This is a genomic window from Lactobacillus johnsonii (assembly GCF_014058685.1).
In the GTDB taxonomy this organism is placed as follows: domain Bacteria; phylum Bacillota; class Bacilli; order Lactobacillales; family Lactobacillaceae; genus Lactobacillus.
Genome location: NZ_CP059055.1, coordinates 1,336,361 through 1,360,010, shown reverse-complemented (window position 1 = coordinate 1,360,010; position 23,650 = coordinate 1,336,361). Strand labels below are relative to the sequence as shown.

Genomic DNA, 23,650 nt, shown 5'->3' with positions numbered 1-23,650 from the left:
TTTTCTTTTAGCATTCATTGGCTAAATATGGTAAAATCAGTACAGTAAGAAATTTAGGTAATGGAGGCAGCGCTTTGTATAATATCGTCATGACGCTACTCATCATTGTTAGCTTTTTAATTATTATTGCTACGTTGATGCAGCCGCAAAAGCAACAAGATGCCTTAAACGCATTGTCCGGCGGTGCAGTATTTGGCGGCCAGACAAAGAAGCGTGGATTTGAAGCATTAATGGAAAGGATTACCGCTGTATTATTGGTTCTCTTTTTTGCTCTTGCTTTGATCTTGGCAGTACTTTCATCCAAGTAAAAAAAGCCTTCTGGTCACAGGAGGGCTTTTTTAATTTCTTTTAACTTAACTTATTTTATAAAGAAATTGAGGCAATTTATATAATGACACAGAATGAACGAGTTTTAGCTGATGTTTATGAAACATTTAGACATAATCCTCAAGAACAATATGATGTGGATCAACTTGAAAATGATCTTAGTCGTAGCCAAAGATTGAATTTTCCTGATTTGGTTAAAGCTTTAACTTTTTTAGAGCATAGTAAAAAGATTGTAACTGATGGTCAGGGAAAGTACCAGTTGAATCAATTAAACACTGTTGCTGAAGGTACCTTTAAGGCAAATGATAAAGGATTTGGTTTTGTCAGATTTGATGATGAAAGCATGGAAGATGCCTTTATTGATAAACATAATACTAAATTTGCTATTGATGGGGACCGCGTTAAGGTAAAAATTATTGCTGGTGCTAATCCATGGAATGGCAAAGGTCCAGAAGGTAAAATTGAAGAAATTACTGAACGTGGTGTAGAAACTTTAGTTGGAGAATTTCATCCATACTCTGATGAAGTAGTGAAATCAAGTGGATTTTACGGTTATGTTGTTAGTGAAAATAGAAAATTAAAGAAATATAAAATTAATATCACTGATAATGGTGTTAAGCCACAAATGGGTGATATGGTTAAAATTTCTATTACTAAATATCCTGATGAAGATCAACCAGATGAAATGCAGGGTGTAGCACTTCTCACAATCGGTAATAAGAATGATCCTGGTGTTGATATCATGTCAATTGTTGTTGATAATGATATTCGGACTGATTGGCCTGAAGAAGCAATGGATCAAGCAAATAACATTCCTGATCATGTAACTGAAGAAGAAAAAAGTAAACGGGTTGATATTACCGATCAACCAGCTGTAACAATTGACGGTGACGATTCTAAAGACTTTGATGATGCAGTCGTAGTTTGGAAACTCCCTAATGGTAACTATCACTTAGGAGTACATATAGCTGATGTATCTCATTATGTAAAAGAAGGCACACCGCTAGATAAAGAAGCTTTTGCTCGTGGTAACAGTACATATTTAGTTGATCGTGTTATCCCAATGCTTCCATTTAGATTATCAAATGGTATTTGTTCTCTTAATGAAGGTGTAGAACGTTTAGTTCTATCATGTGATATGGAAATTACCCCAGAAGGTAAACGTGTTGGATATAGAATTTATCCATCAGTTATGAAGTCACATGGACGTTTAACTTACAATAATGTTAATAAAGTTCTTGATCCAAATAATCATGAAAAGTTAGAGCAAAAGTATGCAGATGCAGCCCCAATGCTTCATGAAATGGCCGATTTACATAATATTTTGTATAAAAAACGTCACCAACGTGGGGCTATTGATTTTGAAGAACCAGAAGCAAAAATTGTAGTTGATGATAAGGGTAAGCCAACAGATATTGTTCTTCATGAACGTGGAACTGCTGAAAAGATGATTGAATCCTTTATGTTGATGGCAAATGAAACTGTTGCCGAAGACTACTATAAGAAACATACACCTTTCCTTTATCGTGTACATGAAACTCCAGATCAAGAAAAAATGCAATCATTCTTTGAGTTTGTAAGTGCATTTGGACTAAACGTAAAGGCTGATCCAAATGATGTAAAGCCAAAGGATTTGCAAAAGATTGTAGCTAAAACCGAGGGTACACCTGAAGAAGCTGTTGTTCAAATGATGATGCTTCGTAGCTTAAAGCAAGCACATTATTCTCCTGAACCACTGGGTCACTTTGGGTTAGCAGCTAAGTACTATACTCACTTTACTTCCCCAATTCGTCGCTATTCTGATTTAATGGTCCACCGTATGATTCATGAATATGCAAATGAAAATATGGATCAAGATATTCAAAAGCACTTTAAGGCTCAACTTCCAGATGTTGCTGAACAAACTTCAACACAAGAAAGAAAATCAATTGATACTGAACGAAGTGTGAACGATCTCAAGATGACTGAGTTTATGGCTGATAAAGTTGGTCAAACATTTGATGCAATTGTTTCCTCAGTAACAAGTTTCGGAATGTTTATTCAATTGCCAAATACTGTTGAAGGTTTAATTCATATTTCTAATTTAAACGATGACTACTATAATTTTGATGAAAAATCATTAACCTTAACTGGACGTAATTCACATAAGCAGTTTAAGATTGGGATGCCAATAAAAGTTAAGTTGATTAGAGCTGATGTGGAACAACATCAATTAGACTTTGAAATTTATGATCCGAATGCCCCAAAGCGTCCTCAAAGAAGTAATAATCGTGGAAAACGTAGCTTTGATAAAGGACGTAAAAATGGTGGAAACAAGAGAAATAACAATACTTCTCACGTAAATAATGGCCATAATTTTAAGATTCGTCATCGCAAAACAACAGCTGTCAAGTCCAATAAAAAATAATTAGGAAGAAAACGATGAAACAAAAAGCAGATAATTTGATTGCTCAAAATAAAAAAGCAAGTCATGATTATTTTATTAAGGAAACTCTTGAAGCCGGAATTGCATTAACTGGAACGGAGATTAAATCAATTCGTGCACGTAGAATTAATTTACGGGACGGATATGTTCAAATTATTAATGGATCTGCTTTTTTAGAAAATGTTCATATTAGTGAATATAAAGAAGGTAATCGCTATAATCATGATCCTTTACGCTCACGGCGCTTATTGCTTCATAAGAAAGAAATCGCTCGTTTAGCTGGAATTCAAGCTCAACAAGGGATGGCAATTATTCCTTTAAAAGTATATTTAAAACATGGATTTGCTAAGGTTTTAATTGGAGTAGGACAAGGTAAGAAGCAATATGATAAACGCCAAACTATTAAAAAGCGTGATCAAGACCGTGAAATTCATCGTAAGTATGGGATTTAGTAGGTGAATTAAATGATTAGAAAGGCAAAATTAACTGATTTTCCTTTAGTTTATCCAATTTTAAAACAAATCTTTGACGAGATGGATATGGATACTATTAAAGCTCTTCCAGAGAGTCAGTTTTATGATTTAATGAAACATGGCTTTTATTCTCCTCATTATCGTTACTCACATAATCGTATGTGGGTAGAAACCGATGATTTAGATCGACCAATTGGTTTAATAGTAATGTATGGTTATGATGATCAAGGTTTGATTGATATCTCATTAAAAAGTGCATATCCGAAAGTTGGATTACCTCTTGATGCAGTTATTTTTTCAGATAAAGAAGCACTCCCGCATGAATGGTATCTGGATGCTATTGCTGTTTCTCCAAAACATTGGGGGAAAGGAATTGGACAGAAATTAATTAAAATCGCCCCTGAGATAGCACGCCAAAATGGATATAAAAAGATAAGCTTGAATGTTGATCAAGATAATCCTAGAGCTGCTCGCTTGTACGATTATATGGGCTTTAAAACGACTTCTACCATGACGATCGGGGATCGTATGTATGACCATATGATTAAAAAAGTTAATTAAAATAAAAGAGAATCAATCACTAAAGAAAGATTGATTCTCTTTTTGTTATTAAATTTACGCTGATTGTAAAATTAAATTGAACACTTGATAAAAAATAAAAAGTCCATTCGGACCTGTTTGATAGAATGTTAATAACCACAAAAACTTTCTATTGGAGGTCAAAATGGACTCTTTACATTCTACCATGAACCAGCACGTTAAAGGCAAGCATTTATCATTTGAAGAGCGAGTTATTATTCAATTGCGTTTGAAAGATGGCTATTCTTTGCGTGCAATTGCCCGTGAACTTAACTGTTCTCCTTCTACTATCAGCTATGAGGTTAAGCGTGGCACTGTAAAACTGTATCATGGTAAAGTCAAAAAATATAAGGCTACTCAAGGGCATGATGCATATAAAGCTCATCGTAAAAATTGTGGGCGCAAATCAGACTTTCTCAGGAAAGCTCAATTCATGCGCTATGTCCACAAGCATTTTTTTAAAGATGGCTGGTCGCTTGATGTGTGCAGTAATCGTGCTACTGCTGTTGGCGAATTCGCTAGCAGCGATGTTGTCTGCACCAAAACTCTTTATAATTACGTTGATCAAGGCTTATTAGGAATTTATAATTACGACTTGCCAGAGAAGCTTAAACGCAATACTAAGCTTCATCGTATTCGCAAAAATAAGAAAAAACTTGGCAGAAGCATTGAAGAACGTCCTAAAGAGATCAATAAACGTAATGAATTCGGTCATTGGGAATGCGATTTAGTTCTCGGACATAAGAGCAAAGATGATGAGGTACTGCTAACCTTATCTGAGCGTATGAGTCGTGAGTTTTTAATTCTTCGTATTCCTGACAAGACTTCTGTCAGTGTCATGCAGGCCTTTAAAGAACTCCAAAGGCAATACAGCGAACATTGGAATGATATTTTTAAAACCATTACCACTGATAATGGCTCAGAGTTTGCAGATCTTTCCAACCTAGAAAAAGTATCCAATACACTGGTTTACTATGCCCATCCTTACACTTCTTGTGATAAGGGAACAGTTGAAAGACACAATGGTCTTATTCGCAGATTCATTCCTAAGGGAGAAGCAATAGCTAACTATTCTTTACAAGACATCATTAATATTGAAACCTGGTGCAATTCTTTGCCAAGAAAGATACTGGCCTATCATACACCAGATGAAATCTTTGAAAGAGAATTAGATCTAATCTATCAAGCAGCTTAACTAAAAGTGTTCAATTTATTATTGCAATTTGCGGTTATTAAATTTAAAGAAATATTTAAAAATAACACTAATTACATTATTAATGTTGCATACCCTTTAAAAACCTGTTAAAGTAATAAAACTATGTAAGATTGGAGAGTGATCATAGTTTAATTAGAAAGGAAATTAGAATGAAATGCTGGATGAATTACAACGAGTTCAAATAGCTTTACATGATATGTTATCTCAACCAGACCTAAAGAAAATAAATATTTCTAAACTTTGTCTTGAAGCAGGAATTAGTAGAAGAACTTTCTATTTACGATATGGAAAAATAAATAACTGTATTGAAGCTTGTATTTTACTAGAGCTGAAAAAAGAATTACGTAAAAATGAAAAGAATAGTTTAAGACAAATTCTTAATAGTTTATGTAGCTATATTCAAAAACATAAACAATATTTCTATAATGCATATAATTTCAGTGAAGAAAACTGTATGTGTGAAAAGATGAGGAAACATTTTTTTCAATATATTCACTCATATGTTTACAAGCGAGGAAGTTTTTCAGAGCTCATCCTTAAACAATTGACTAATATCCTCTATGATCGAATTTGTTTTTGGATTAGTCATAGCTGCAATAAAAGTTATAGTTATTTATTGGAAGATTTAGCAATCATTATTGAATTAATTGATTTTCAAAAGCACGTTTGTTCTCATCAATATCAAGTGTTTAATTTCTCACATTATTATTTAAACTGTGATTAAGAAAGTGCATTAATTTGATTTTGAAAATTAAAAGTTGGCAAAAATAGTGGTTTAGTATGCCACTGTGTAAAAAGCAAACTAATTAAAATAATAAAGGGGACGTCTTCAGGACGTGAGATATCACAGCTCCAGGTAAGCCCCATGTCAGTGACTAGTGAAGAAACGCTAGCCACTTTTTTAATACCTGAGTAAAATCCGTATCTTCCTTGTTTTAAACTTCCTTTGATCCAATAATTTAACCGAGTAATATAGAATAAATTAGTAAAACGACTATTAAATTTTTTTACTTTGACTAGAGAATGATTGACTACATCAACACTATAACTTGCTAAAAGATGGTTAGAGTCTAAATAAAGTCGACCAATTTCATTATGGTTAATATCAGTTAAAATGATTGGTTGGTTAAATTCATTAAGATTACCTTTTAAGATATAAACTATTTCACCCTGATCATTTTTTACTGGAATTTGACCACAAGTTTGACCATGTGTAAGTTGGACAGTATAACGCATAATTTCATCTGCCTTTAGAAAAATTATGTTTATTTACAAAAATGACGAATTGCGTATGCAACTCCATTATCATTGTTACTTTTAGTAATAAAGTTAGCAATTTTCTTGATTTCAGGCGCAGCATTTTCCATTGCTACACCTACGCCAGCCATGCGAATCATTGATTCATCATTAAGATTGTCGCCAATGGCCATTACTTCATTTGGTTGGTAGCCTTGCAAGCGAGCATAATCCATTAAAGCAATCCCTTTTTGAGCTTTAATATTGTTAATTTCGATATTAGTAGAAGAACTCGCAGTGACAATTAAATTACCCATTTTTCCGATTTCTTCACGAATATGTTTAAATACTTTAGGGCCATCAGGATGAAAAGCAACAAATTTCATGGCTTCAAAGTCTGGTTTTTCAAGCAAATCTTTAAAGTCAGAAACATATTTAATTCTCATGATTTCATCTGAGCCAGCAGCAAAAGAAACTGCCTTTTTAAAAGTTAATTTTTTGTTGAGATCAACTAATAGATCAGAAAAGTTAGCAATTCTGCGCAAACGAGAATCTGAATAAACATTATCTGCAGCAACTATTTCAAAGTAAAAACCAGAATATTTGAGTAATTTATTGATCTTAATACTTTGGTCTTTAGGAATTGGTTCATTTACAATTAGTTTGCCAGCAGTATTAAAGACCATTGCACCATTCAAATTAATGAATCCGGTATGAAGTCCGGCTTTAGCAAGTATGCCCTGAGATTCGGAAGGCGCCCGACCTGTTGCAACTAAAAATTCAACGCCTTTTGCTTGTGCTTCTTTTATAGCAGCAATATTTTCAGATGAAATTTGCATTTGTTTATTTAACAACGTGCCGTCCATGTCACTTGCAATAAGTTTAATCATTTTAAGTCCTCCAATCTTTTATCTATATGATATCATGAACTTGGATTTCTTAGAGAGACAAGAGGATAGAATAAGTATGAAAAAATTAATTGGAAATGATTGGGATGAAGTTTTAGCACCAGCTTTTGAAAGTGAAAAGTATCAAGAATTACGTGATTTTTTAAAGGAAGAATATCAAACGAAACAGATATTTCCCGATATGTATCATATTTTTACTGCTTTTAAATTAACAAGTTTTGCAGATACGAAAGTTGTAATTTTAGGACAAGATCCATATCATAATCCAGGTCAAGCTACTGGGATGAGCTTTAGTGTTAATCCAGGAGTGCCATTGCCTCCATCTTTAAAAAATATTTATAAAGAACTATATGATGATGTGGGTGCAGTTCCAGTAAATCATGGCTACCTTAAAAAATGGGCAGATCAAGGAGTATTACTGTTAAATGCAGTTTTGACTGTACCATATGGAAATGCTAATGGGCACCGAGGTAAAGGATGGGAACTAATTACGGACACAGCCATTAAGGCGCTAAGTGACCGAGGAAAAGTTGTCTTCATTTTGTGGGGAAAATTTGCACAAAATAAAATTCCTTTAATTGATGAGGGAAAGAATGTAATTATCAAATCTCCCCACCCTAGTCCTTTTTCAGCAGATCGTGGCTTTTTCGGCTCACGTCCGTTTTCTAGATGTAATGATGCTTTGATTAAATTTGGTGAAAGTCCAATTGATTGGCAATTACCACAAGAAGTAAACCCAGCAGATATGGCATAGTTTTTGTTTTGAGAAAAAGCTTTGAAATTGTAAAATATTATCTATAAATAAAAAAAGAAAGGCTTAATTTGTTATGAAAGTATTTGACTCACTTAAGAAAAAAGCAGAAGAATCAAAGAAAGTAATTGTTTTTCCGGAAGGAAACGATGACAGAATAATAAAAGCTGCTGTTCGCCTCGAAAAAGAAGGTATTGTTAAACCACTTTTACTGGGAAAGCCTGATGAGGTAATAAAGACTGCTCAAAGCTTGAATGTTGATCTAGGCTCAATTGAAATTATTAATCCGGCAGTTTACCCTGATTTTGAAAAAATGTGTCAAGACTTTGTTGAGTTAAGAAAAGGAAAGAATACTTTAGCAGAAGCAAAGAAAATTCTACAAGATGTTTCTTACTTTGGCACAATGTTAGTATATGAAGGAAAAGCCGATGGGATGGTTTCAGGAGCTACTCACTCTACTGCTAATACTGTGCGTCCAGCTCTTCAAATTATTAAGACTAAAAAAGGTATGAGCCGTGTCTCAGGAGCTATGATCATGGAACGCGGAGATGAAAAGTATATTTTTGCTGATTGTGCTATTAATATTGATCCAGATAGTGAAACTCTAGCTGAAATTGCTTATCAATCAAGTAAAACAGCTGAAATGATTGGTCTTGAGCCTAAAATTGCAATGCTTAGCTTTTCAACTAAGGGATCAGCAAAGGGCCCAATGGTAACTAAGGTGCAAGAAGCGACTGAGTTAGTACACCAAAAATATCCAGAATTAATTTGTGATGGAGAATTACAATTTGACGCTGCAATTGTTCCTCGTGTTGGAGAAGCAAAAGCCCCAGGTTCTGCAGTTGCTGGACACGCAAATGTGTTTATTTTCCCAGAACTACAATCTGGTAATATTTCTTATAAAGTGGCAGAACGTTTAGGTGGATTTAGCGCAATTGGTCCTGTATTGCAAGGTCTTGCTGCTCCAATTAACGATTTGTCACGTGGATGCAAGACGGAAGATGTATATTTATTAGCTATTTTAACTGCTGCTCAAGCTAATATGGAGAAATAAAATGAACTCATTAGAAATAAATTCTGATGAACAGATGCAAAAGTTAGGTAAGGCAATTGGTAAAAGTAGTAAGGGTCATGATTTATTGCTCTTATCTGGTGATTTGGGTGCCGGAAAAACTACATTAACTAAAGGAATTGCAAGAGCTTTGGGAATTAAACGACCTGTTAAAAGTCCCACTTTTACAATTGTTAGAGAATATCGGGAAGGTAAGAGACCATTTTTCCACATGGATATGTACCGGCTAGAAGATGGAGACTTATCAAGTATTGATATGCCTGGATATCTAGCTGAAGATGGGTTGGTCGTAATCGAATGGCCACAATTTATTATTGAAGACTTACCTAACGATTATCTTGAATTATCGATTAAGCGTGTAGATGATTCATGGGATTCTACCAAGCGAATAGTTGAATTTAAAGCTGTCGGAGAAAGAAACAAGCTTTGGTTGTCAGAAATAAAAAAATATTTTGAATAATAAAAAATGGTTAAGCTTAGATAGGCTTAACCATTTTTTTGATTGGATCATCTCCAACACGTTTATTTTCCTCAATTAAAATACCTGCACAAGCTTCACTATCACTTAAAGCGTTGTGGTGATGCCATAGGTTAATATTTAAAGCGTCTGACACTGTATCTAGCTTGTGGTTAGGAAGATCGGGTTCGAACGCCTTACTAGTTGCTAAAGTATCAATTGCAAAGTAATGGGGGGCTGGAATATTATAGCGAGCCAGTGATTTCTCCATTACGCGGCAATCAAAGCGAGCGTTATGGGCAGCTACTAACATTCCTGGTTGATATAATTTTCTAATTTTTGGCCAAACTTCAGCCATTGTTGGTGCATTTTTTACATCTTCAGCTGTAATGCCATGAATTCTTATATTTCGTCCATCAAAAGGCATTTGCGGATTGATAACTGTATAAAAACGATCGACAATTTCATTATTTCTAACCATAACTAAAGCAAGAGAACAGGCACTTTCAGGATGACTATTTGCCGTTTCAAAATCCATTGCAGTAAAGTTCATTTTTATCCTCTGAAATAAAACATTATTTTTCTTTTTAGTATAACACTTAAGGTAGAAAACTATCCATTTAATGCGGTATGATTAAAGAGATGATTATTTAAGGAAAAGAGAGATAAAAATGCAACTAATGGATTTAAAAAAACAGGGGATCGATATTCAAGAAAATATTCCATTGAGCCGTTTTACGTTTACTAAGACGGGAGGACCTGCGCAGTATCTTGCTTTTCCTAAAAATTTAAATGAGCTAGAACTATTGGTAGATACAGTTAAAGAGAATAAGATTCCCTTAACTGTTATTGGAAATGCTTCTAACTTGATCATTAGAGATGGTGGTATTTCTGGTTTAGTTTTGATTTTGACAAAAATGGACACAATTGTTGCAAATAAAGATGAGGCAACTGTTACAGCGGATGCTGGGGCAAGAATTATTGATACATCTGAAGCAGCATGTGAAGCTGGTCTAAGCGGTCTAGAATTTGCGGCTGGTATTCCTGGTAGTGTAGGAGGAGCAGTCTTTATGAATGCGGGCGCCTATGGCGGTGAAACAGAATTTGTTATTAAGTCTGTTCGTGTCTTAACTCGTGCTGGTGAATTTAAGACTTACACACATGATGAAATGGAATTCGGCTATCGCCACTCCGTGGTTCAAGAAACTGGAGATATTGTTGTGAGTGCTACTTTTGGTCTTGAGCCAGGAGATAAGTGGGCTATCAAAGCAAAGATGGAATATTTTAATGGTTTACGCAGAGCAAAACAACCACTAGAATATCCTTCTTGTGGAAGTGTTTTTAAACGTCCAGCAGGACATTTCGTAGGACCAATGATTATTAAAGCAGGTCTGCAAGGTAAAAGAATCGGTGGAGCAGAAGATTCAATGAAGCATGCTGGCTTTATCGTTAATGTTGGCGGTGCTACAGCTACTGATTATTTAGATTTAATTCATTTAATTCAAAAAACAATAAAAAAAGACTTTGGTATTGATTTACAAACTGAAGTAAGAATTATTGGAAAAGAAAAAGATTAGATACTAGTACAACGCTACAAGTAACGGCTTGTAGCTTTTTTTATGAAATAGATGGTGAGAAAAAATTGAGCGATATTATTAAATTAAAGCATGTTCGTAAGGAATATGATGATGGTTTTGTAGCACTAAAGGACATTAATTTAACGATTGAATCGGGAAAATTTTATTCTTTATTAGGACCATCAGGTTCTGGGAAAACTACTATTTTAAGAATAATTGCTGGATTTAGCGAACCAACGAGTGGACAAGTTTTTTTTGATGGACAAGATATTACTAATTTAGATGCTGCTAAAAGAAAAATTAATACTGTTTTTCAAAATTATGCTTTGTTTCCTCATATGAATGTTTTTGAAAATGTGGCATTCGGTTTACAGATCAAGAAAAAGGATAAGCAAGAAATAAAATTAGCTGTTAAAGAAGCTTTACACATGGTTCAATTGGATGGCTTTGCAAACCGAGAAATTTCTGAATTAAGTGGTGGACAGCAGCAACGAGTTGCAATTGCCAGAGCAATTGTTAATCAACCAAAGGTGCTACTTTTAGATGAATCTTTATCTGCCTTAGACAAACGTTTAAGAAAAGATATGCAATTTGAATTACGTGAAATTCAAAAAAAGCTGGGGATTACTTTTATTTTTGTTACTCATGATCAAGAGGAGGCTCTAGCAATGAGTGATGAAATTTTTGTTTTAAATGAAGGGAAAATTCAACAAAGTGGTAGTCCGGTTGATATTTATGATGAACCAGTTAATGACTTTGTTGCTCGCTTTATTGGCGATTCTAATATCTTAAGTGGACGGATGATTAAGGATTATGAAGTGGAATTTGGAAATCATCGTTTTGAATGTGCTGATGCAGGTATTAAACCTGGTGAAAAGGTAGAGGTCGTTTTAAGACCGGAAGATTTAGATATCACTGATATTGAACATGGAAAACTAAGAGTTGTGGTTGAAAGTCAGCTCTTTTTAGGGGATCATTTTGAAATTAAGGCCATTGATAGTGACGAAAATGAATGGTTAATTCACTCCACTAATCCAACTAAAATTGGTAAGGAAGTAGGAGTATATTTTGATCCTGAAGATATTCATGTTATGCGTTTTGGCGAAAGTGAAGCTGAATTTGATAAGCGTTTAGAGGCATATGAAGGAGAGGAGTAAGATATGAAAAAAAGTAAATTGTTTTTTCTCATTCCTTATATTCTATGGCTTAGCTTATTTGTTATCGCTCCGATTATTTTGATTACAATTAATGCATTTAAAGGGGATGATGGCTTTACCTTAAAGAATTTTCAGCAATTTTTTGTTAATGGTACTTTTTTAAGAATGACTCTAAATTCATTTTGGTATGCATTCTTAATTACCTTAATTACGCTGCTAATTTCTTATCCAATTGCCTATATTTTAAGCCAAATGAAAAACCAACAATTTTGGCTGTTATTGATTATTTTGCCTACTTGGATTAACTTGCTTTTGAAAGCTTACGCATTTATTGGCATTTTTAGTAAGCATGGACTATTGAATAATTTTCTACGCCTTTTTGGAATAGCACCTGCAAATATTTTGTTTACTGATTTTGCCTTTATTTTTGTTGCAGCTTATATCGAAATTCCATTTATGATTTTGCCAATTTATAATGCAATTTGTGATATTAATCCTGCTGTAATTCAAGCAGCTTATGATTTAGGCGCAAGTAAATGGCAAACATTTATTAAGGTTTTATGGCCACTTTCAAAATCTGGAGTTGAGTCAGGAATTCAAGCAGTATTCATACCTTCACTTTCTTTATTTATGCTAACTAGGTTAATTGGAGGAAATCGAGTAATTACCCTTGGTACTGCGATTGAAGAATACTTTATGACGACTATGAATTGGTCAATGGGTTCGACAATTGGTGTGGTATTAATAGTGTTAATGGTGATTGTTATGCTCTTTACCTCATCAGATCATCATCATAAAAAGGAGATCAAACTATGAAAAAAATAAAATGGTCCCGAATCTATTTTGCTTTTGTTCTGGTTTTGATATATTTACCCATTTTTTATTTAATATTTTATTCTTTCTCAAGTGGTCATAATATGGATCATTTTGAAAAGTTTACTTTAAGTCATTATCAGGATCTTTTTAATGATAATAGGCTATTAGCCATTTTTCTAGAAACAATTTTACTAGCACTCTTATCTAGTTTAATTGCCACTATAATTGGTACTTTTGGAGCAATTGCAATTAGTCAGACTAAAAATAAAAAAGGACGAAAAACTTTGCTAGCCTTAAATAATGTTTTGATGGTATCACCAGATGTAATTATCGGGGCGAGTTTTTTAATCTTCTTTACTTTTTTAGGGATTGGCTTAGGTTTTGGATCTGTTTTATTAAGCCACATTGCTTTTTCAATTCCAATTGTTGTATTAATGGTTTTGCCCCGCTTAAAAGAATTTGATTATTCTTTAGTAGATGCTGCTCGAGATTTAGGTGCATCCACTTGGCAAGTTTATAGCAAGGTAATGATTCCGGCTATTACACCAGGAATTTTAGCTGGCTTTTTTATGGCTTTGACTTATTCCTTAGATGATTTTGCAGTTACTTTTTTTGTGACAGGAAATGGTTTTTCAACATTGTCAGTAGAAATTTATTCACGTGCGCGCCAAGGAATTAACCTAGAAATCAATGCCTTGAGTACTGTGATGTTTATTTTTGTAATGATTTTAGTACTTATTTATTATGTAATTACTAATCATAAAACCCATATTGGTAAGGGGCGTGCACAATGAAGAAGCTGTTAATTGGAATTGTGACTATTCTATTGGTTTGTTTTGGCTTAGAAGCTGGGGCTAAACAATTAAATAATAATGGTGTTAGCACTAATAATAAAAATTTGATTATCTATAATTGGGGTGATTATATTGACCCCAAGCTAATCAAGAAATTTGAAAAACAAACTGGATATCATGTAATTTATGAAACATTTGATTCTAATGAAGCAATGTACACGAAGATAAAACAAGGTGGTACTGCATACGATATTTGCGTCCCTTCAGACTACATGATTTCAAAAATGCGTAAAGCTAACTTACTTGATAAAATTGACACTAAGAAAATTCCAAATTACAAAAATATTGGGAGTGAGTTTTTACATCACTCTTTTGATCCCAAAAATACCTACTCTGTTCCGTATTTTTGGGGAACGTTAGGGATTGTATATAATGATAAATTTGTAAAACCTGGGCAAATAAAGCATTGGAATGATCTCTGGTCCAAGGATTATCGGCATAATATTTTATTAGTTGATTCTGCTAGAGATATTATGGGACTCTCTTTAGCGTCTATGGGAAAGTCTTTGAATACTACTAATTCCTTAGATCTAAAATTAGCAAAAACAAAGTTGGACGGTCTCGGCCCCAATGTAAAAGCAATTATTTCAGATGAATTAAAAATGTATATGATTCAAAATGAAGCTGCTGTTGGAGTAACGTGGTCTGGCGAGGCTCGTACAATGCTAAACGATAATAAACACTTACATTATGTAGTGCCACCTGAAGGCTCAAACTTATGGTTTGATAATTTTGTCATTCCTAGGACCGTAAAGAATAAAAAAGGTGCTTATGCTTTTATTAATTTTATGCTTGATCCTAAAAATGCTGCTCAGAATGCAGAGTATATCGGGTATGCAACCCCTAATGTAAAAGCTCAAGAATTATTACCAAAGGAAATAAAAAACGATAAACAATTTTATCCAAGTAAACAAGCAATGAAAAATTTACAAGTTTATCAAGACTTAGGTCCAAAGAAAATTCAAGAATATAATGATCTATTTCTCGAATTTAAAATGTATGGTCGATAAGAGCTTGGTTTAGATATAATTAAATTTTAGGAGGGTGGCAATGAAGTTTAATATTGAGCAAATATTTACCTGGCAAAACCTGATGAATATTATTGATATTTTAATTGTATGGTACATTATTTACCGGTTAATTATGTTGGTAAGAGGGACCAAAGCAGTTCAATTAGTTAAAGGGATATCATTAATTATTCTGGTCAGAATTGTAGCTGGGTTGTTACATTTACATACGTTAACGTATTTTGTCGATCAAATTCTTTCTTGGTCAGTAATTGGAATAATTGTTATTTTCCAGCCAGAAATTAGGCGTGGCTTAGAGCATTTAGGTAGATCACCAATTTTTGGTGGGACTACAATGACTGAAAAGCAAGCTGCTGAAAAGATGATCGGAGAATTAGATAAAGCAATTCAGTATATGTCAAAAAGAAGAATTGGTGCTTTGATCACGATTCAACAAAATACAGGACTAGAGGACTATATTGAAACCGGTATTCCAATTGATGCTGATATCACTGGTGAATTATTAATCAACATTTTTATACCTAATACGCCATTGCACGATGGTGCCGTAATTATTCGCAATAATCGAATAGCAGTTGCTGCAGCTTATTTACCTCTTTCTGATAATAGTATGATTCCTAAAAAACTTGGGACACGTCACCGTGCAGCTGTTGGTATCTCAGAAGTTACCGATGCAATTACTATCGTTGTTTCAGAGGAAACCGGTGGAGTAACTATTACTCGTAATAGCCAGTTTATGCTTGATCTAACTAGAGAAGAATATTTGAAATATTTAAATGCTCAATTAGTTCCAAAAGAGGAAGAAGAAAAGCCAAAGTGGTATCAAAGAATTGTAAATCATGTTTGGAATTGGGGGTCAAATAAAAAATGAAAAAGTTTTTTGATAAACCTTGGTTCTATCGAATTATTGCTTTGATTTTGGCTATTTTATTAGCTGTTTATGTAGCATCTAATCAGCAAGGTTATGTTACTCAAGGCCGACGTGAAGAAACCTTAAAAACTGCAACTAAAACCCAGGTAATTAAGGTACCCTTACAAGTTTCAGTTAATACGGATAAGTACTATGTAACGGGATATCCTGAAAAAGTAAATTTAACTTTAGAGGGATCGAATGCTTTAGTTACATCTACTATTAATACTCAAAACTTCCGTGTCTACATTGATTTAAGCCATTTAAAAACAGGAGAGCATACTGTACCAATTAAGGTAAATGGTTTAAGTAGTCAATTAACTTATAATATTAGCCCAAGTAAAGTACGCGTAAATATTCAAAAGAGAAAATCTCGTACTCTTCCTGTACAAATAGAGTATAATAAGAGTGCTGTAGCTCATGGGTATAATCTTGGAACTGCTAAAAGTGATCCAGAAGTAGTTAATATTACTGGAGCTAAAAGCGAAGTTAACCAAGTTGATCGAGTAGTAGCTCGGGCAAATTTACCAAAGGGAATAGACAGCACATTTGAACGTGAAGAAATGCTGGTAGCACTTGATAAAGATGGACATCAGCTTAACGTCGTTATGGATCCAGTAACGGCATATATTACTATCCCAATTAGCTTATCTAAGAAGAAGGTTAAAATAAATGTAACTTCGAAGAATGAATCTTCGACTCATGTTTATTCTTTAACTGCAAAGGAAGAAAATATTGAGATATATGGTGATGAAAATACGCTCAAGAAAATAACGTCTCTTCCTTTAAAGGTTGATTTAAGCGGTATTAACCATGACATTACGAAAAATGTCGCACTTAAATTGCCAGATGGCGTTGTTAAGGCATCACCATCAGTGATACCAGTTCATATAAAAGTAACTGATACTACTGCTAAAAAAGAATAAAACAAGGAAAGGTTGTTAAAAATTATGCTTAAATATTTTGGAACAGATGGTGTACGGGGGGTTGCTAATGCTGGCTTAACTCCAGAGATGGCTTTTAAATTAGGTCGTGATGGAGGATACGTTCTTACTAAGGATAAAAAGGATGGAGAAAGAGCTAAGGTATTAGTTTCTCGTGATACACGTATTTCTGGACAAATGTTAGAGTATGCATTGATTTCTGGTTTGCTTTCCGTCGGAATTGAAGTTTTAGAAGTTGGTGTAATTACTACTCCTGGTCTTTCTTACTTAGTACGTGCACAAGGTGCAGATGCTGGTGTTCAAATTTCAGCTTCACATAATCCGGTTGAAGATAATGGAATTAAATTCTTTGGTAGTGATGGTTTAAAATTATCTGATGCTAAAGAAGAAGAAATTGAAAAATTGATTGATGCACCTGAAGATAAGCTTCCACGTCCTTCTGCAGAAGGTTTAGGAACTGTAACAAATTACCATGAAGGAGCTTCTAAGTACTTACAATTTATTGAAAATACTTTACCAGAAGAATTAAGTGGAATTAAAGTTGTTGTAGATGGCGCTAATGGAGCTGCTAGTGCTTTGATTTCAAGATTATTTGCTGATATGGGGGTTGACTTTACTACCATTGCAACTCATCCAGACGGTTTAAACATTAATGATCATGTGGGCGCAACTCATACTAAGAAATTACAAGAAGAAGTTGTAAAACAAGGTGCTCAATTAGGTTTAGCATTTGATGGGGATGCTGATCGTTGTATTGCTGTCGATGAAAATGGGAACGAAGTTGACGGTGATCACATTATGTACGTTATTGGCTCATATCTTGCTGATCATGGTCGCTTAAAGAAAGATACAATTGTTACAACTGTAATGAGTAACCTTGGTTTTACAAAGGCTTTGGAAAGACGTGGTCTTAAAAATATAAGAACACAAGTTGGTGACCGTTATGTTTCAGAAGAAATGAGAGCTAATGGTTATAATCTTGGTGGAGAACAATCAGGTCACGTTATTATTAGCGACTACCACAACACAGGTGATGGGATGCTTACGGGATTACATTTATTATATGTAATGAAGGATACCGGTAAATCCCTCAGTGAATTATTGAGTGACTTTAAAGAATACCCACAACGTTTAATTAATGTTCCTGTTGAAAATAAAAAAGACTGGAAAGAACATAAACGCATTACTGAAGCCATTGAAAAGGTTGAAAAAGAATTAAGTGATGAAGGACGTATTTTTGTTCGTCCATCTGGAACTCAAAGTTTGCTTCGTGTAATGACTGAAGCTCCAACACAAGAATTAGCTGACAAGTACTGTGAAGAAGTTGCTAAGGTTGTTGAAGAAGAAATGGGTTCAAACTAAAAACTAATTATTTTTGGCTTTATTTAAAATTTAATATGGTGATGGTGTTCACCAATTTAACCGATTAATATCTGACGACGCCTACTTTCTTGGATCAACAGGGAGGTAGTGTCGTCTTTTTTTATGCATTTTTTGTATAATAGAAAGGAGAGTAACCGATTACATAAGGAGAAAAGCTAATGAATATAAAATTAATTGCTGTAGATCTTGATGGAACATTATTAAATGATAAACAAGAAATAAGTGTTAAAACCAAGCAAGCACTTCAAAAGGCATCAAAGATGGGAATAAAAATAGTTCCTTGCTCAGGTAGACCATTTCCAGGTATTAAGGACTATCTTAATGAATTGGACTTAAAGGATTCTACTCAGTATGTGGTTGCATTTAATGGAGCTTTAGTGTTAAATTCTCAAGGAAAAGCAATCGTTGAAGAACTGTTAAGCTATAATGATTTTATCTTTTTTGAAAAGATTGCTGATAAATTACAAGCAAATTTTCATATTGAAGTAAGAGATAAGTTTATTACATTAGATCATTTTATTAACTATTATCTATCACGTGAAAGTTGGCTAACAAGAATGCCAATAGAGGTTTCTGAACTAAAAGATATTTCAGAAGATATTAAATTTACTAAGGCAATGTTTTCAGGATCTCCAGCTGAAATGAAGAATATTTATGGGAATTTATCAGAGGAAGTATTTGAAAGATATAATGTCTCAACTTCAGATGAAACTTTGATTGAGATTAATTCTAAGCATGCATCTAAAGGAAATGCGTTAAAAGAGTTAGCTAAAAAACTAAATTTAAAAGAAGATGAAGTAATGATTTTTGGTGATCAAACTAATGATATTTCTATGTTTGATGTGCCGGTATTCTATAAAGTAGCTATGGGAAACGCGGTTTCTGAGATAAAAAAGCGTGCTAATTTTATAACTAAAACAAATAATGAAGACGGAATAGCGTATGCATTAAGAAGGCTGGTTTTTAATGAATAGACGATTGAAAAATTATTTAAGTGTAGGGATTTTTGCTTTTTTTGGAGGTGGACTGCGAGCCTATTTAAATTTAATCTGGTCACAGACTGGAACTTTGACTGCTAATATTATCGGCTGCTTTTTATTAGCATTTTTTACTTATTTTTTTGTTGAATACCGAGAAGGAAGAGATTGGCTAGTTACTGGACTAAGTACAGGATTTGTTGGTTCCTTTACTACTTTTTCAAGTTTTAATTTAGATACTCTTAAGCAATTAGAAAGTGGGATGAATAGTCAAGCAACTATTTATTTCTTTAGTTCGATCTTTATTGGTTTTTTATTTGCTTATTTGGGAATGTTAGTAGGTAAAAGAACAGGTAGAAAGTTGGCAGAAAAAGCATGATAACAGTTTTAACAGCCGGATTCGGAGCTATTTGGGGAGCAATTTTAAGATATGGCATTACTAACTATGGTAAAAAACATTGGTCTGAGAAATTTCCGTACGCAACGCTATTAATAAATCTTACAGGAGCATTTTTATTGGGATTTATTTTTTCTCGTAAATTCTCACCCTTTATCTATGCTTTGATTGGAACAGGAGTATTAGGCGGTTATACAACATTTTCAACGTTAAACGTTGAATTGCTGTCTCATTGGCGAGATCGTAATTACAGTGTATTCACCCTATATGCATTGCTATCATATGGTGGTGGCTTAATTTTAGTATTTTTAGGATATAAAGTAGATACTTTGATTTAGATCTCAATAAAAAAGAATGTATCAGATTCCGATACATTCTTTTTTTGATAGTTATTAATTTTGATTTTTAATCGAAACTTTTCCTACTTTGCTTGAAATATCAATTAAATTAGTTGAATCTTCCTTACCAACATAGCCTTCAATTTTATCGTAATCATCGTTTCCGTAAATAATGGCATCAAGAGGAAAATCAGTTGGACCAATTTTTTTGGTATTAATTTTGAATTTGAAAAATATTGCCGGTGGGACATTAACCGATATATTACCAACTTTACTTTGAATTGATAAATTAAATTTAGACTTTTCAGCCAGTGATAAGTTAATTTTCCCCATATCAGATTTAATATTACCACCTCCAGTAAGATTATTTAGAAGCATTAATCCGGTATCGGTTACTAAATCTATATTCTCACTTGTAAGCCCATTTACGGCGATCTTGCCACTTTTAGTATCCACAAAAAAATTTTTAGTATTAATATTTTCTAATTCCATATTTCCACTGATTGTGTGATAAGATATTTCTTCTTTTGCATTCACATCATTACTGTCCAGCATTCCTGAGTGACCATTAACATGAAAGACATTAGCGGAAGTATTAGAAATGACAATGTCTCCGGATTTTAAGTCTGCTTGTACTCGTTTAAGAGTAGAGTGAGCTAATAGAAAATCTCCTGAAACCGCAGTTACATCTACCATACAATAATTAGAAATCTTATTAATATAGACATCCCCACTTTGACTGCGAATAGTTAGAAAACCAGTGAACTCTTTAGGTAAAAATAGCAAAGTTTTATTTTTAAAAATACCAACTAGTTTGCGAGGGCCTTGGGTAATTTTTAAAACATTTCCAACTTTTTCAACTGTTGAGTGTAGGTTTTTAATATCGCGAGACATAAAGTCATGTACGATTAGTTGGGAAGAATTGGTTGGTAAAACTAAAATATCACCCAAGCGATAGTTAAGATGAATTTCATCAATTTGATTTAATTTTATCTTTAGTTCATTGACTAGTTTTGAATCGAAAATTTTGGCGAAAAAATCATTATATTTTACATAGTCATTTTCTTCTAAAGATTTTAGTTGAGAAAGCATGGTATCAAGATCCGTTAAATTTAAAAGTGCTTTTTGTTCTGCTTCAAATTGACTGGCACCATGCTGAATTTCTTTTTTTATTAAGTTTTTAATTTTTTTACTTAAAGTATTTTGTAAAGGCTTATTTTCTTTAATATGAGGAAATTTATTGAAAAATTCTTTTAGTTTTTCATCAATCATGCTGAACTCCTTTGATATTTGTTACACTTTTATTATATAGCACTAAAAAATCTATGGATTTACTTTATTAAGTGTAAAAAATAATCTTAAAATTTTCATTAGGAGAAAAAATTGAAATTTGTAAAATGGATTTGGAGATTGGTTGTAGTTGGGCTCATCTATATATCATTGAGTTTAACTTTAACTAGTCCCGTAGAATTAAAAGTAGACAGCACAGCCGGCTTAGTAAAAAGTTCTATTAATAAGGTGGTTGATCAAGCAAATAATAGTGATTTACAAATGGGTGTTAGTTTTCTGCAAGATTCAGGTATTGAAGATACACTCTTGTCGCAGTTGCCTAAAAATATCGAATTAAAGACATCTTATCAAGGATTAAATCAATTAAGCACCAATTATTTGGCTAATGATAAGTTAACGGATGTTGATCTGAATTTAAAGAATGATACGCAGCAGGAGCAAGTTTTTAATCAAGTCATATTACAATTGGTAAATGAACAGTTGAGGCAAAATTCTGATTCGGTAAAACAGGCTGCTGAGATTTATCATTTAATTTACTTCTTGTTGATTGGACTATATATTTTGGCAATGGCTTTAGCTTTGTTTGGAAAAAAAGTAGCCCTTATTCCACTTTTAATTGCGGCTATTGGATCATATGGTGTTTTATCTTATGCAGCCCAGATTGCCACGAGTTCGCTGCATGAAAGTGTGTATAGCGGAATTAATGTAAGCCTAAGCAGTGGATTAACACAAGCTTTAATTACCGCAATTATTGCGGCTGTAGGCTGTCTATTTATTAAAATTAAGCAGGAGCAGGAATAAAAATGCTATTTAAGACAAGTGATAATGTAGAAATTAATTACCAGTTAACGGGAAAAGGAAAAACTATTGTTTTGGTTAACGGCTTTGGAGCCTATCAAGAAATATGGTCAGCACAAGTCCCATTTTTAAATAAATTAGGGTATCAAGTTTTAACTTATGATCACAGAAATATGGGAAAAAGCCAACGAACAGAAAAAGGTCATACTATCGAACGTTTGACACAAGATTTGAATGAATTGACATCATTTTTGAAAATCAAACAAGCTATTTTTATGGGACATTCAATGGGCGCTTCTATCATCTTTTGTTTAATGAAAAATAATCCAAAGCTGGTTAAACAAGCATTGTTAATAGATCAGTCACCTAAAATGCTTAATGATGAAAATTGGAAATATGGCTTTATGGATTATACAAAAGAAAATTATTTAAAAAAATGCCAAGAAAGGCCACGGGTTCATGAAACATATAATGGCTTGGATGATAATGTGTATGCTAAGTTAATGAAGGCCAAGAAAGCCAATCCATTTAATAGAAAAGATAATGTAGATTTGCTTGAAAATCATATGTCATTAGATTGGCGAAGAGTTTTAGAAAAAACAACAATTCCAACTACTTTTTTTGTTGCAAAGGAAAGTCCTTATTATCGAGAGGGATATGAAAAGAAGCTTGAACAAAAGAATAGCCGAATAAATAGCTTTATTATGTCACCGACGGGACATGTAATTATGGCGGAAATTCCACAGCAATTTAATATAAAGTTAAAAGATATTTTAAAGTAAAAAAGAGGGTCTCGTATTAGAGGCCCTCTTTTTAATAAACTAACTTAGTCTAGTTTTTTATTAATATTTGCTAAATTCTGATAATTTTCTGTCATCCATTTTATGTAACTTGTATTGTTGGGGATGGTTTCACGAACTTGCAAGATTGGAATATTTTTTGACTTAGCTCTTTTTACAAAATTATTAACAGTTAAACTGCTTACTTGAGAATTTTTAACAAAGAAAGAAATTCCACGATTATTAATTGTTTGGTTCATTTGATGAATAATTTTGGCACTTGGATCTGTTTCATTTTCAATTGCTTCTTCAAAAGCTTTATCACCAATCTTAAAGTGAGTAGCATTTAAGGCATAGTCAAACACTGGCTCGCTGACATATACTGGCTTTTGTTTTGCACCATCAATAGAATCTGCAATTTTTTGTATCTTATTGATTTTTGCAAGATATTCCTTCCCATTTTCTTTGTAGTAAGCTGCATGTTTTTTGTCTATTTTAGAGAGTCGCTCAACTAAATAGTTAACATATTTTTTAGGCATGTTTAAATCAAACCAAATATGCGGATTTGCGCCATTTTTTAGATTCATTAAATCTTCGCCAACTAAAACAGCAGACTTATTAGTTGATTTAGCAAGCTTAGGAAGCCAAGAATCATAGCCCAAACCGTTAGCAACAACAATTTTTGCATTTTGAACTTTTTTTGCGTCTGCAGTTGTGGGTTCAAAGTCATGTGGATCAGTAGCACTGTTAGTAATAATAGCAGTTGCTTTACCATATTTTCCTAAGACATTTTGTGCGATATCGGCATAAACATTAGTACTTGTTACGATAGAAATTTTATTTGATGAATTTTCTTTTTTTGAGCAGCCAGTAAGAATTAAAACAAGACTACTAATTGCAAAAAAGAAAGCAAAAATCTTTTGATAATGTTTTCTCATTCTATATATTTATCCTTTCG

Annotated in this window: 27 protein-coding genes and 1 riboswitch; of the genes, 22 read left to right on the top strand and 5 right to left on the bottom strand. The window is 33.3% G+C overall.

Annotation, left to right across the window (positions count from 1 at the left end):
* Nucleotides 1-74: 74 nt before the first annotated feature.
* The 6 genes from secG to H0I41_RS06480 all read left to right on the top strand — a co-directional run bounded on the left by secG (nucleotide 75) and on the right by H0I41_RS06480 (nucleotide 5,744).
* Nucleotides 75-308: a preprotein translocase subunit SecG gene (secG, locus tag H0I41_RS06505; RefSeq protein ID WP_135014509.1), complete on the top strand. Its 234-nt coding sequence runs from the start codon at nucleotides 75-77 to the stop codon at nucleotides 306-308.
* Nucleotides 309-391: 83 nt separating this feature from the next.
* Entirely contained in the window at nucleotides 392-2,734 is a 2,343-nt protein-coding gene (rnr, locus tag H0I41_RS06500) for a ribonuclease R (RefSeq protein ID WP_014567650.1), read from the top strand.
* A gap of 14 nt (nucleotides 2,735-2,748) precedes the next feature.
* Nucleotides 2,749-3,204 (top strand): SsrA-binding protein SmpB, encoded by a 456-nt coding sequence (gene smpB / locus H0I41_RS06495; protein ID WP_004897698.1) that lies wholly within the window; start codon nucleotides 2,749-2,751, stop codon nucleotides 3,202-3,204.
* 12 nt (nucleotides 3,205-3,216) lie between these two features.
* Nucleotides 3,217-3,786, top strand: coding sequence for a GNAT family N-acetyltransferase (locus tag H0I41_RS06490; RefSeq protein WP_053107020.1), 570 nt, complete (start codon nucleotides 3,217-3,219; stop codon nucleotides 3,784-3,786).
* A 163-nt stretch (nucleotides 3,787-3,949) separates the two neighbouring features.
* The gene (locus H0I41_RS06485) at nucleotides 3,950-4,999 is read left to right on the top strand and encodes an IS30-like element ISLjo1 family transposase (RefSeq protein WP_011161461.1); all 1,050 of its coding nucleotides are present in this window, start codon (nucleotides 3,950-3,952) and stop codon (nucleotides 4,997-4,999) included.
* A 175-nt stretch (nucleotides 5,000-5,174) separates the two neighbouring features.
* Nucleotides 5,175-5,744: a TetR/AcrR family transcriptional regulator C-terminal domain-containing protein gene (locus H0I41_RS06480; RefSeq protein WP_135014378.1), complete on the top strand. Its 570-nt coding sequence runs from the start codon at nucleotides 5,175-5,177 to the stop codon at nucleotides 5,742-5,744.
* On the opposite strand, the gene H0I41_RS06475 is transcribed toward H0I41_RS06480, so the two are convergent.
* Both H0I41_RS06475 and H0I41_RS06470 read right to left on the bottom strand, forming a co-directional pair.
* Entirely contained in the window at nucleotides 5,741-6,256 is a 516-nt protein-coding gene (locus H0I41_RS06475) for an LURP-one-related family protein (protein WP_135014379.1), read from the bottom strand. The two genes, H0I41_RS06480 and H0I41_RS06475, sit on opposite strands and share 4 nt — an antisense overlap.
* Before the next feature lie 29 nt (nucleotides 6,257-6,285).
* Nucleotides 6,286-7,146 (bottom strand): Cof-type HAD-IIB family hydrolase, encoded by an 861-nt coding sequence (locus H0I41_RS06470; RefSeq protein WP_182094514.1) that lies wholly within the window; start codon nucleotides 7,144-7,146, stop codon nucleotides 6,286-6,288.
* Between the two features lie 76 nt (nucleotides 7,147-7,222).
* Between H0I41_RS06470 and H0I41_RS06465 the strand changes: the two genes are divergently transcribed.
* The 3 genes from H0I41_RS06465 to tsaE all read left to right on the top strand — a co-directional run bounded on the left by H0I41_RS06465 (nucleotide 7,223) and on the right by tsaE (nucleotide 9,447).
* Nucleotides 7,223-7,918 carry a uracil-DNA glycosylase gene (locus H0I41_RS06465; RefSeq protein ID WP_004897693.1) on the top strand — a complete coding sequence of 232 codons (696 nt, stop codon included), beginning with the start codon at nucleotides 7,223-7,225 and terminating at the stop codon, nucleotides 7,916-7,918.
* A gap of 73 nt (nucleotides 7,919-7,991) precedes the next feature.
* Nucleotides 7,992-8,969, top strand: a complete 978-nt coding sequence (pta, locus tag H0I41_RS06460) for a phosphate acetyltransferase (RefSeq protein ID WP_135014381.1) — start codon at nucleotides 7,992-7,994, stop codon at nucleotides 8,967-8,969.
* Nucleotide 8,970: 1 nt separating this feature from the next.
* The gene (gene tsaE, locus H0I41_RS06455) at nucleotides 8,971-9,447 is read left to right on the top strand and encodes a tRNA (adenosine(37)-N6)-threonylcarbamoyltransferase complex ATPase subunit type 1 TsaE (RefSeq protein ID WP_135014382.1); all 477 of its coding nucleotides are present in this window, start codon (nucleotides 8,971-8,973) and stop codon (nucleotides 9,445-9,447) included.
* A gap of 16 nt (nucleotides 9,448-9,463) precedes the next feature.
* Here tsaE and H0I41_RS06450 read toward each other — a convergent pair whose 3' ends face one another.
* On the bottom strand, nucleotides 9,464-9,997 hold the full coding sequence (locus tag H0I41_RS06450; RefSeq protein ID WP_135014383.1) for a 3'-5' exonuclease: 534 nt from the start codon (nucleotides 9,995-9,997) through the stop codon (nucleotides 9,464-9,466).
* Between the two features lie 118 nt (nucleotides 9,998-10,115).
* Here H0I41_RS06450 and murB point away from each other — a divergent pair, with 118 nt between their 5' ends.
* From murB to crcB, 11 genes are all read left to right on the top strand, one after another.
* Nucleotides 10,116-11,021 carry a UDP-N-acetylmuramate dehydrogenase gene (murB, locus tag H0I41_RS06445; RefSeq protein ID WP_135014384.1) on the top strand — a complete coding sequence of 302 codons (906 nt, stop codon included), beginning with the start codon at nucleotides 10,116-10,118 and terminating at the stop codon, nucleotides 11,019-11,021.
* A 65-nt stretch (nucleotides 11,022-11,086) separates the two neighbouring features.
* Nucleotides 11,087-12,178, top strand: a complete 1,092-nt coding sequence (locus tag H0I41_RS06440; RefSeq protein WP_004897689.1) for an ABC transporter ATP-binding protein — start codon at nucleotides 11,087-11,089, stop codon at nucleotides 12,176-12,178.
* Nucleotides 12,179-12,181: 3 nt separating this feature from the next.
* On the top strand, nucleotides 12,182-12,994 hold the full coding sequence (locus H0I41_RS06435) for an ABC transporter permease (protein ID WP_004897688.1): 813 nt from the start codon (nucleotides 12,182-12,184) through the stop codon (nucleotides 12,992-12,994).
* On the top strand, nucleotides 12,991-13,788 hold the full coding sequence (locus tag H0I41_RS06430; protein ID WP_135014385.1) for an ABC transporter permease: 798 nt from the start codon (nucleotides 12,991-12,993) through the stop codon (nucleotides 13,786-13,788). Before H0I41_RS06435 ends, H0I41_RS06430 begins: the two co-directional genes overlap by 4 nt.
* A complete protein-coding gene (locus H0I41_RS06425) occupies nucleotides 13,785-14,858 on the top strand; it encodes an ABC transporter substrate-binding protein (protein ID WP_014567644.1) in 1,074 nt (357 codons plus the stop codon). Before H0I41_RS06430 ends, H0I41_RS06425 begins: the two co-directional genes overlap by 4 nt.
* A 40-nt stretch (nucleotides 14,859-14,898) precedes the next feature.
* Nucleotides 14,899-15,747, top strand: a complete 849-nt coding sequence (gene cdaA / locus H0I41_RS06420; RefSeq protein WP_011161793.1) for a diadenylate cyclase CdaA — start codon at nucleotides 14,899-14,901, stop codon at nucleotides 15,745-15,747.
* Nucleotides 15,744-16,712 carry a CdaR family protein gene (locus H0I41_RS06415; protein WP_135014386.1) on the top strand — a complete coding sequence of 323 codons (969 nt, stop codon included), beginning with the start codon at nucleotides 15,744-15,746 and terminating at the stop codon, nucleotides 16,710-16,712. The genes cdaA and H0I41_RS06415 overlap by 4 nt, the downstream gene beginning before the upstream one ends.
* Nucleotides 16,713-16,736: 24 nt before the next feature.
* On the top strand, nucleotides 16,737-18,092 hold the full coding sequence (gene glmM, locus H0I41_RS06410; RefSeq protein WP_012846420.1) for a phosphoglucosamine mutase: 1,356 nt from the start codon (nucleotides 16,737-16,739) through the stop codon (nucleotides 18,090-18,092).
* Between the two features lie 28 nt (nucleotides 18,093-18,120).
* Nucleotides 18,121-18,183: riboswitch (Fluoride riboswitch) on the top strand.
* Nucleotides 18,184-18,271: 88 nt separating this feature from the next.
* Nucleotides 18,272-19,087, top strand: coding sequence for a Cof-type HAD-IIB family hydrolase (locus tag H0I41_RS06405; RefSeq protein WP_135014387.1), 816 nt, complete (start codon nucleotides 18,272-18,274; stop codon nucleotides 19,085-19,087).
* Nucleotides 19,080-19,469, top strand: coding sequence for a fluoride efflux transporter FluC (locus H0I41_RS06400; protein WP_004897682.1), 390 nt, complete (start codon nucleotides 19,080-19,082; stop codon nucleotides 19,467-19,469). Before H0I41_RS06405 ends, H0I41_RS06400 begins: the two co-directional genes overlap by 8 nt.
* A complete protein-coding gene (crcB, locus tag H0I41_RS06395) occupies nucleotides 19,466-19,825 on the top strand; it encodes a fluoride efflux transporter CrcB (RefSeq protein WP_135014388.1) in 360 nt (119 codons plus the stop codon). The genes H0I41_RS06400 and crcB overlap by 4 nt, the downstream gene beginning before the upstream one ends.
* A 54-nt stretch (nucleotides 19,826-19,879) precedes the next feature.
* Here the strand turns inward: crcB and H0I41_RS06390 are convergent, their stop codons facing one another.
* The gene (locus tag H0I41_RS06390) at nucleotides 19,880-21,097 is read right to left on the bottom strand and encodes a DUF4097 family beta strand repeat-containing protein (RefSeq protein ID WP_135014389.1); all 1,218 of its coding nucleotides are present in this window, start codon (nucleotides 21,095-21,097) and stop codon (nucleotides 19,880-19,882) included.
* A gap of 111 nt (nucleotides 21,098-21,208) precedes the next feature.
* Between H0I41_RS06390 and H0I41_RS06385 the strand changes: the two genes are divergently transcribed.
* Together H0I41_RS06385 and H0I41_RS06380 are read left to right on the top strand one after the other, a co-directional pair.
* A complete protein-coding gene (locus tag H0I41_RS06385) occupies nucleotides 21,209-21,916 on the top strand; it encodes a hypothetical protein (protein ID WP_011161797.1) in 708 nt (235 codons plus the stop codon).
* Nucleotides 21,917-21,918: 2 nt separating this feature from the next.
* Nucleotides 21,919-22,695 carry an alpha/beta fold hydrolase gene (locus H0I41_RS06380; protein ID WP_011161798.1) on the top strand — a complete coding sequence of 259 codons (777 nt, stop codon included), beginning with the start codon at nucleotides 21,919-21,921 and terminating at the stop codon, nucleotides 22,693-22,695.
* 44 nt (nucleotides 22,696-22,739) lie between these two features.
* Here the strand turns inward: H0I41_RS06380 and H0I41_RS06375 are convergent, their stop codons facing one another.
* On the bottom strand, nucleotides 22,740-23,630 hold the full coding sequence (locus tag H0I41_RS06375; protein ID WP_135014390.1) for a metal ABC transporter solute-binding protein, Zn/Mn family: 891 nt from the start codon (nucleotides 23,628-23,630) through the stop codon (nucleotides 22,740-22,742).
* Between the last annotated feature and the right edge of the window lie 20 nt (nucleotides 23,631-23,650).

Coding starts and splice junctions, on each gene's coding strand:
- rnr (WP_014567650.1), top strand. CDS start 392: ATGACACAGAATGAACGAGTTTTAGCTGATGTTTATGAAACATTTAGA.
- smpB (WP_004897698.1), top strand. CDS start 2,749: ATGAAACAAAAAGCAGATAATTTGATTGCTCAAAATAAAAAAGCAAGT.
- H0I41_RS06490 (WP_053107020.1), top strand. CDS start 3,217: ATGATTAGAAAGGCAAAATTAACTGATTTTCCTTTAGTTTATCCAATT.
- H0I41_RS06485 (WP_011161461.1), top strand. CDS start 3,950: ATGGACTCTTTACATTCTACCATGAACCAGCACGTTAAAGGCAAGCAT.
- H0I41_RS06480 (WP_135014378.1), top strand. CDS start 5,175: ATGCTGGATGAATTACAACGAGTTCAAATAGCTTTACATGATATGTTA.
- H0I41_RS06475 (WP_135014379.1), bottom strand. CDS start 6,256: ATGCGTTATACTGTCCAACTTACACATGGTCAAACTTGTGGTCAAATT.
- H0I41_RS06470 (WP_182094514.1), bottom strand. CDS start 7,146: ATGATTAAACTTATTGCAAGTGACATGGACGGCACGTTGTTAAATAAA.
- H0I41_RS06465 (WP_004897693.1), top strand. CDS start 7,223: ATGAAAAAATTAATTGGAAATGATTGGGATGAAGTTTTAGCACCAGCT.
- pta (WP_135014381.1), top strand. CDS start 7,992: ATGAAAGTATTTGACTCACTTAAGAAAAAAGCAGAAGAATCAAAGAAA.
- tsaE (WP_135014382.1), top strand. CDS start 8,971: ATGAACTCATTAGAAATAAATTCTGATGAACAGATGCAAAAGTTAGGT.
- H0I41_RS06450 (WP_135014383.1), bottom strand. CDS start 9,997: ATGAACTTTACTGCAATGGATTTTGAAACGGCAAATAGTCATCCTGAA.
- murB (WP_135014384.1), top strand. CDS start 10,116: ATGCAACTAATGGATTTAAAAAAACAGGGGATCGATATTCAAGAAAAT.
- H0I41_RS06435 (WP_004897688.1), top strand. CDS start 12,182: ATGAAAAAAAGTAAATTGTTTTTTCTCATTCCTTATATTCTATGGCTT.
- H0I41_RS06430 (WP_135014385.1), top strand. CDS start 12,991: ATGAAAAAAATAAAATGGTCCCGAATCTATTTTGCTTTTGTTCTGGTT.
- H0I41_RS06425 (WP_014567644.1), top strand. CDS start 13,785: ATGAAGAAGCTGTTAATTGGAATTGTGACTATTCTATTGGTTTGTTTT.
- cdaA (WP_011161793.1), top strand. CDS start 14,899: ATGAAGTTTAATATTGAGCAAATATTTACCTGGCAAAACCTGATGAAT.
- H0I41_RS06415 (WP_135014386.1), top strand. CDS start 15,744: ATGAAAAAGTTTTTTGATAAACCTTGGTTCTATCGAATTATTGCTTTG.
- glmM (WP_012846420.1), top strand. CDS start 16,737: ATGCTTAAATATTTTGGAACAGATGGTGTACGGGGGGTTGCTAATGCT.
- H0I41_RS06405 (WP_135014387.1), top strand. CDS start 18,272: ATGAATATAAAATTAATTGCTGTAGATCTTGATGGAACATTATTAAAT.
- H0I41_RS06400 (WP_004897682.1), top strand. CDS start 19,080: ATGAATAGACGATTGAAAAATTATTTAAGTGTAGGGATTTTTGCTTTT.
- crcB (WP_135014388.1), top strand. CDS start 19,466: ATGATAACAGTTTTAACAGCCGGATTCGGAGCTATTTGGGGAGCAATT.
- H0I41_RS06390 (WP_135014389.1), bottom strand. CDS start 21,097: ATGATTGATGAAAAACTAAAAGAATTTTTCAATAAATTTCCTCATATT.
- H0I41_RS06380 (WP_011161798.1), top strand. CDS start 21,919: ATGCTATTTAAGACAAGTGATAATGTAGAAATTAATTACCAGTTAACG.
- H0I41_RS06375 (WP_135014390.1), bottom strand. CDS start 23,630: ATGAGAAAACATTATCAAAAGATTTTTGCTTTCTTTTTTGCAATTAGT.